Source organism: Pelomonas parva, assembly GCF_043555835.1.
GTDB lineage: Bacteria > Pseudomonadota > Gammaproteobacteria > Burkholderiales > Burkholderiaceae_C > Pelomonas > Pelomonas parva.
In genome coordinates this window covers 114348-122144 of record NZ_JBIGHV010000014.1, presented here as the reverse complement: position 1 = coordinate 122144, position 7797 = coordinate 114348, and the positions used below count along the sequence as shown (strand labels likewise).

General features: G+C 70.0%; 6 protein-coding genes. 1 reads left to right on the top strand and 5 read right to left on the bottom strand.

The genetic code is table 11. The features are described from left to right. Window positions 1-463: 463 nt before the first annotated feature. Window positions 464-703: a hypothetical protein gene (locus ACG00Y_RS27630; protein WP_394484665.1), complete on the top strand. Its 240-nt coding sequence runs from the start codon at window positions 464-466 to the stop codon at window positions 701-703. Between the two features lie 164 nt (window positions 704-867). Here the strand turns inward: ACG00Y_RS27630 and ACG00Y_RS27625 are convergent, their stop codons facing one another. From ACG00Y_RS27625 to ACG00Y_RS27605, 5 genes are read right to left on the bottom strand one after another with little or no spacing between them, the layout of a single operon-like run. Further along, window positions 868-1563, bottom strand: coding sequence for a VIT1/CCC1 transporter family protein (locus ACG00Y_RS27625; protein ID WP_394484663.1), 696 nt, complete (start codon window positions 1561-1563; stop codon window positions 868-870). Window positions 1564-1612: 49 nt separating this feature from the next. Continuing rightward, complete coding sequence (locus tag ACG00Y_RS27620) at window positions 1613-1930, bottom strand: chaperone modulator CbpM (protein ID WP_394484662.1); 318 nt, start codon at window positions 1928-1930, stop codon at window positions 1613-1615. 6 nt (window positions 1931-1936) lie between these two features. Then, window positions 1937-2905 (bottom strand): DnaJ C-terminal domain-containing protein, encoded by a 969-nt coding sequence (locus tag ACG00Y_RS27615; RefSeq protein WP_394484660.1) that lies wholly within the window; start codon window positions 2903-2905, stop codon window positions 1937-1939. Between the two features lie 22 nt (window positions 2906-2927). Then, a complete protein-coding gene (gene arsA / locus ACG00Y_RS27610; RefSeq protein WP_394484658.1) occupies window positions 2928-4952 on the bottom strand; it encodes an arsenical pump-driving ATPase in 2025 nt (674 codons plus the stop codon). 10 nt (window positions 4953-4962) lie between these two features. Further along, on the bottom strand, window positions 4963-7767 hold the full coding sequence (locus ACG00Y_RS27605) for a cation-translocating P-type ATPase (protein WP_394484655.1): 2805 nt from the start codon (window positions 7765-7767) through the stop codon (window positions 4963-4965). Window positions 7768-7797: the final 30 nt, after the last annotated feature.

The window sequence follows — 7797 nt, the reverse complement described above, 5'->3', positions numbered from 1 at the left end:
TTTGACGCCTTTGAGCATGACGAAACTATGGACAGTTTCGAAGCCCAGGCACGCCCCCCCGCACGAGGGAGATGTCGCACGAGCACCTACTGAGCTACTCATAATCGAGCACTGTGCATAAGTGCCCTTATGGAGAGCTGTACATAAGGGCACTTTGCTGACCCTCACACGTCAGCGGCGAAGGTCAGCAGCCAGCCTGAAGCAGCCGACGAAGTTCGACACTCGTTGTGGAAAGGAAGACCCCGATATTTCCGAGCGGCTGAAAGCCATCGCTGTCATCGCGGGCGCCTGCTCAGCAACCATCTGTCGCGTTAGCCCACGCGGGCACCCATCTGATCCGGTGCGCTTTCTACGAATCTGAACCTGTTCCTTTCATCGCGACGAGGGCACAGTGGCAAGCAGTTGCTGTGCTCGTTCGCCTCACGAAAGACAGCGTCAAGTAGAAGTCTGGAACATCGAAATCATGGAATTGGTCCCCACCGTCTTCATTGTGTTCAAGGTGAGCGTGCTGGGAATCGGAATGTTCCTCGCCATCAAATGGCACTACGACAAAGCGAAAAGAGTGAAGGGGCCAGAGTCACAGCGCGCGGTGCTTTTGGCGGCCACAAAGGCGGTTGCTGTGTTCGTGCTGTTGCTCGTCGCCTTGCTGTTCCTGACATTCGGCCTGGGCTCGGTGCTCGGCATCGACTTGACACCTCCATGATCGAGGAGACGGGTCGGCCGGCGGGCGGGCGGGCCGTCACGTCTTCGGTCTACGGGTCCACGTCCTTGGCCAGTTCGGGGCAGGAGTCGGTGATGAGGTTGATGCACATGATCTGAGTGGCCAGCAGCGGCGGCCTTCTGCCAAGCCGACGGCGCTTCACCCCGTCACGCCGCCACCCCGAACAACTTGCCGACACCCGCGGTGATCGCCATCGCCAGCGCGCCCCAGAACGTCACCCGCACGATGCCGCGCGCGATGGGGGCGCCGCCCGTGTAGGCCGCCAGGCCGCCCAGCAGCGCCAGGAACAGCAGCGACGTGGCGCCGACGATCAGCACCAGGGTCTGCGCCGGCGCCAGCCATGCGCTGAGCAGGGGCAGGCCGGCCCCGACCGTGAATGCGGCGGCCGAGGCCCACGCCGCCTGCAAGGGCCGGGCGCTGACCGCCTCCGAGATGCCGAGTTCGTCGCGGGTGTGGGCGCCGAGCGCATCGGTGGCCATCAACTGCCGGGCGACCTGCTGCGCAAGGTCGGGGTCGAGGCCGCGCTGCACGTAGATGCCCGCCAGTTCGGCCGTCTCGCGGGTGGCGTCGGTGGCCAGCTCCTCGCGTTCGCGCGCGATGTCGGCCCGCTCGGTGTCGGACTGCGAGCTCACCGAGACGTACTCCCCCGCCGCCATCGACATCGCGCCGGCCACCAGCCCGGCCACACCCGCCACCAGCACGGCGCTTTGGGTTGCATTGGCTGCGGCCACGCCGAGGATGAGGCTTGCTGTGGAGACGATACCGTCGTTGGCCCCCAGCACGGCGGCGCGCAGCCAGCCGATGCTGTGCGTGCGATGGCTTTCAAGGGGCAGTCCGGGCATGGCGCGACTTTCAATCAAGGGTGGAGGGTCAACGTGCCGTCGGCCCGCGTCATTCGAGGCCCGCGCGCCGCAGCCTGGCGCGCAAGGTGCTGATCTCGTCCAGCAGCTCAAGCACCAGGGCCGCGCCAGCGGTGCCGAGGGCGAGGTCGGCGTTCAGGCGCAAGGCCGTGCGCGCGGTGCGCAGCGATGGGCCCGTGAACGCCCACTGCTGCGGAGCGTCGCCGTCGGGTTGCAGCACGCCTTCGTCCACCAGCGCCAGCACCTGGGCCGGGCTCGCGCCGGCGGCCTGGCACAGGCCGCTCAGGCTGAAGACGATCTCTTCCTCGACGACAACGGCGTCGATCACATGACTTGAGACGTTAGCCATAGGTCGTCATCCTTCCTGCGCGACGCGCGGGTCAAAGTCTGGGAACGCCGCCCGCAGCGCGGCATAGGCCGCCTGGGCCGCGTCGGAGCCAGCGCGCGGCAGCGTGAGGGTCAGCACGGCATACAGGTCACCCGGCGGTTTGCCCGGGAGGCCACGGCCCTTCAGGCGCAGCTTGCGGCCCTGGACTGAGCCGGCAGGAATGGTGAGGTGCACCTCACCCGAGGGCGTGGGCGCTGCGACGGTGGCGCCCAGCGCGGCTTCCCAGGGCGACACCGGCAGGTCGACATACACGTCTCGGCCATCGACCCGGAACTGCGGGTGCGGCTTCAAGGCGATCTCCAGGTACAGGTCGCCCGCCGGCTCGCCACCGTGGCCAGGGCCGCCCTGGCCCGCCAGGCGCAGGTGCTGCCCCTCGCGCACGCCGGGCGGAATGTTGACCTCCAGCTGGCGGTCATGCAGCGCGACATGCCCATGCGCATCGACCACCGGCACGCGCAGCGAGATCGTGCGGCGGGCGCCGCGATAGCTGTCTTCCAGGTCGATCATCACCTTGGCGTGGTGGTCGCGCCCAGGCGCCTCCCGGTGGCCGCGTGCAGCGGGCCGTGCGCCCGGCCCACCGCGCCCGAAGATGGCCTCGAAGAAGGCGCTGAAGTCCTCGGCGCTGGGCGCCTGCTGCCCGCCGGGGCCGGCGCCGCCCCGGCCGCTGAACTCGAAGCCGGTGTCCCAACCCGGCGGCGGCTGGAAGGTTTCGCCGCGGGCATGGCGCTGAGCGATGTCGTCGTAGGCCGCGCGGCGCTCGGGGTCGATCAGGGCTTCATGCGCCTCGGCCACCTCCTTGAAGCGCGCCTCGGCGTCCGCCTCCTTGCTGACGTCGGGGTGGAACTTGCGTGCCAGCTTGCGGTAGGCCCGCTTGATCTCGTCCTGGGTGGCGTCCCGCTTCACCCCGAGCGTGGCGTAGTAGTCCTTGAAGTCCATCGCGTTCCCCTGTGCGGTGTCGTCAGTCGGAGCCGGCGGGTGCGTTCGATGCCTTGGCGACCAGCTTGGACAACTCGGCAAATCCGATCGGCGGCACGGTCAGCCAGGGCAGCGTGAAGAGGCGCTTGGCCAGGCCATTGGCCATGCGTTCCATCTGCTTGCGCTCGCCCGCCAGCCGCGCCGCCAGCAAGGGGTCGCGCGTGCAGGCGGCCAGCACGCTCTTGTTCAGCACCCAGGCATAGGGCTCGATGCTGGCGCGGCGCAGGTCGTCCTGCAGCGCAGCCGCCTGCGACACGGGCGTCACCTCCGGCAGCGTGACCAGGATGATCTTGGTGTACGCGCCGTCCTGCAGCCGCATCAAGGGTGTGACCACCCGCGCCGCACCCGGCCCCTCGAACTCCCGCATCATCTGGCGGTGATAGGCGCCGGTGGCGTCCATCAGCAGCATGGAATGGCCGGTGGGCGCGGTGTCGAGCACGACGAAGGCACTGCGGCCCTCGCTGACGATGCGCGAGAAGGCATGGAAGACGGCCACCTCTTCCGTGCAGGGGGATTGCAGGTCTTCCAGCAGCAGCGCCTGCTCGGCCGCGTCGAGCTTGGGTGACTTGGCCGCCATGATCTTGTCGATGTAGCGCTGGGTCTCGACCTTGGGGTCGATGCGGCTGACGTTCAAGCCCGGCACGTCGCCGGCCAAGGTCGAAGCCAGGTGGGCGGCGGGATCGGTGGTGCTGAGGTGCACGGTCTTGCCTCGCTCGACCAGCCCCAGGGCCAGCGCCGCAGCGACCGTCGTCTTGCCGACGCCGCCCTTGCCCATCACCATGATCAGCCCGTGCCCGGCGGCGGCCAGTTCGTCGGCCAGCGCGTCAAGGCCGGGGAGTTTGTCCACGGCTTGCACGGCCGAAGTGGTGGGCGGCGCAACCGGGCCGGCATCGGGGCTCAGCAGTGCGCGCAACGCGGGCAGGCCGACCGTGTCGAAAGCCCGCAGCGGCACGCGGTCCTGCGGCAGCGCACGCAGGGATGCCGGCATCGCGTCCAGCGCCTGCTGCCCCACGTCTTCGATGGCGCGGGCCACGGCGTCGCTGCGCTCACTGGCATGGAACACGCCGTTGATGGCCAGCCGCTGGTTGTGCAGGCCCAGCTCATGCAGCTCGGCCGAGGTGTGCGCCGCTTCATTGATCGCGCCCTTGTCCGCCCGCGTCACCAGGATGACGGTGGTCTGGGCCGGGTCGCTCAGCGCCTCCAGCGCCGCCTTGAAGCGCTCCTCCTGCATCTTCAGGCCCGAATGCGGGCCCAGGCAGGAGGCGCCTCGGTCGTTGCCGTCGAGGAAGCCGCTCCAGGCCTTGGGCAGGCTCAGCAGCCGCAGCGTGTGGCCGGTGGGTGCGGTGTCGAAGACGATGTGATCGAAACGCCCGTCGTTGTCGGAAAGCAGCGAGGCGAACTCGTCGAACGACGCAATCTCGGTGGTGCAGGCGCCGGACAGCTGCTCGCGCACCGTGGAGAGTTCGGTGTCACTGGCGGTCGCGCCCATCTGCGCCAGCACCCGCTGCCGGTAGGACTCGGCCGCCGTGTCGGGGTCGATGTTGAGCACGGACAGACCCGGCGCGCCGGGCACCGGCGTGGGCGTGTTGCGCAGCTCGATGCCCAGCATCTCATCGAGGTTGGAGGCCGCATCGGTGCTCACCAGCAGCACCTGCTTGCCGCCATCGGCCAGCGTCAGCGCGGCGGCGGTGGACAGCGAGGTCTTGCCGACGCCGCCCTTGCCGGTGAAGAACAGGTGCCGCGTGGCCTGGGTCAGGAAGCCAGGCGCCTGTGCCGCTTGTGTGAACCAGGCTTGCACCTCCGCATGCGAGGGCAGCCCGCTGCTGTGCATGACGCGGCCATCGATGACAACCGCAGGCGTCGCGCTGACGCCGTGGCTCAGGATGGCCTCGCGGTCTTCGACCTTGATGATCTCCACCTCGGCGCCCTGCTCCTTCGCCACCCGCTCGATCATCGCGACGGTGGTTTGGCATTTGCTGCAACCCGAACCTAGAACCTTGATCTGCATTGGGACCTCCTCATGCTGGGCTGAAAGACTGTTTGACTCGCACCACCGCCTTGCGCAGCTCGCCCACCCACAACACGCTGCTCGCCATGGCCACGCACACCGCCCACTGCTGCAGGCTCAGCGGCGCGGTGCCGAAGGCCAGGTTCAGCGGCGGGACGTTCACCACCGCCACCTGCAGCCCCGCCGACAGCGCAATCGCGCCCCACAGCCAGCGGTTGACGAAGAGGTTGCGGAAGGCGCTGGCCGTCTCCGACCGCGCGTTGAAGCAGTTGAACAACTGCGCCAGCACCAGCACCGTGAAGCCGGCTGTGCGCGCGGTGGCGAGATCGCCCTCCCCCGCAATAAGACCGCCCGGCAGGTAGAGGTCAATCGTTGCCAGCGTGGCGAGCGCCATCGTCAGGCCGGTCCACACCACGCCCCACAACATGGGCGTGTCGATGGCGCGCTCGTCCGGCTTGCGGGGCGGGCGGGCCATCACGTCTTCGGTCTGCGGGTCCACGCCCATGGCCAGCGCGGGGCCGGAGTCGGTGATCAGGTTGATCCACAAAATCTGCGTGGCCAGCAGCGGCAGCACCAGCTCTTCACCCGCACCGGCGCCGAGGCCGATGACGCCGGCGCCGACGACGCCGAGGAAGACGGTCAGCACCTCGCCCATGTTGGACGACAGCAGGTAGCGCAGGAACTTGCGGATGTTGTCGAACAGCGCGCGGCCCTCGCGCACGGCGTCGACGATGGTGGCGAAGTTGTCATCGGCCAGGATCATCTTGGCCGCCTCCTTGGTCACCTCGGTGCCGGTCTGGCCCATGGCCACGCCGATGTCGGCGGCCTTCAGCGCCGGGGCGTCGTTGACGCCGTCGCCCGTCATCGCGACGACGCTGCCGTCGGCCTGCAGCGCAGCGACGATGCGCAGCTTGTGCGCCGGGGCGACACGGGCGTAGACCGAGACGGTGCGCACGGCGTTGGCAAAGCCGGCTTCGTCCAGCCCGTCCAGCTCCGCGCCGGTCAGCGCCAGGCCGCCCGGCTCGATGATGCCCAGGTCGGCCGCGATGCGGGCCGCCGTGCGCGGGTGGTCGCCGGTGATCATGATGACGCGGATGCCCGCACGCCGCGCCTGCGCAATGGCCTCGGCGGCCTCGGGGCGCGGCGGGTCGATCATGCCGACGGTGCCGGCGTAGATGAGCCGGTGCTCCAAGCCTTCGGCCAGCGCCGGGTGTTCGGCCTCCGACAGCGGCCGGTAGGCCACGGCCAGCGTGCGCAGGGCCGCGCTGGACAGGCGGTCCACATCGGCCAGGACGCGCGCCCGCGCCGCATCGTCCAGCGGCACGACCGCCATGCCCACACGCTGGCTGTCGCAGCGCTTGAGCAGCACGTCGGGCGCGCCCTTGGTGACGACGACATGGGCGCCGTCCTGTTCATGGTCGCGCTCGACGGTGGACATCATCTTGCGGTCGGAGCTGAATGGCACCTCCACCACCCGCTCGAAGCGCTGCTGCCGCCGCTCGTCGACGCCCAGCTTGCGTTCGGCGACGAGAAACGCCGCCTCGGTGGCGTCGCCCTGGATCTCCCACTCGCCACCCGCACCCTGGCGCAGGTCGGCATTGCCCGCCAGGCTGCCGCCGCTGAGCACGACGATGGCCTCGGCGCGCGCCGGGCCGTCGGCCAGCGGCTGGCCGTGCAGCTCGACCGCGCCGTCGGGCGCGTAGCCGACGCCGGTGACGCGGGTCTCGCCCGAGGCCGTGACGATGCGCTCGATGGTCATCTCCGAGCGGGTCAGCGTGCCGGTCTTGTCGGTGCAGATGACCGAGGCCGAGCCCAGCGTCTCGACCGATGACAGGGTCTTCACGACCGCGTTCCGGCGCGCCATGCGCTGCACGCCCATCGCCAGCACCACCGAGAGAATCGCCGGCAGCCCCTCGGGCACGGCGGCCACCGCCAGCGACACGCCCAGCAGCAGCACGGTGAACACGACGGCCGGCGTGCGCACCTCGGTCAGCAGCAGCAGCGTCGCGACGATGACCACCGCGATGACGACGACCGCGATGCCCAGCACGCGGCCGATGCGCGCCACCTCCTTCTGCAGCGGCGTGGGCAGCTCGGGTGACGCCTCCAGCATGCGGGCGATGGCGCCCACCTCGGTGGCCATGCCGGTGGCGGTGACGACGGCAAGACCTGTCCCCTGCGCCACGGCGCTGCCCTTGAACACCATGTTCAGCCGGTCGGCCAGCGGCGCGGGCGCGGCGAGCGGCGCCGGGTCCTTCAGCACGGCCTCGCTCTCGCCGGTCAGCGACGCCTCCTGGACGAGCAGGCCGGCGCAGCGCAGCAGCCGCGCATCGGCGCCGACGGCATCGCCCTCGGCCAGCACGAGCAGGTCGCCGCGCACGAGGCCGTCACTCGGGATGCGCAGCGGCGCGCCGTCGCGCAGCACCGCCGAAGTGGCCGCCATCATGCTCGCCAGCGCCGCCACCGCGTTGGCCGCGCGCGCCTCCTGGGCGAAGCCGAGTGCGGCGTTCAGCAGCACGACGAGGGCGATGACGATGGCGTCGACCGGCCAGCCCGTGCGGCCCTCCAACGCCCAGGCAACGAGCGCGATAACGACCGCGACGAGCAGCAGGTAGACCAGCGGGTCCTGCAGCTGCGCCAGCAGCCGGCGCCAGGCCGGCGTCGGCGGCGTGGCGCGCAGGCTGTTGGGACCGTCGGCAGCCAGGCGGCGCGCGGCTTCGGCGGCGGTGAGGCCGCGTTCGGGGTCAGTACCAAGCCGGGCCGCGACGTCTGCTGCGGCGCCGAGGGAGGGGTCGACCGCCGGTTCAGGCGTCACGCGTGGCACCAGGCGTTGCGTCGCATGTCA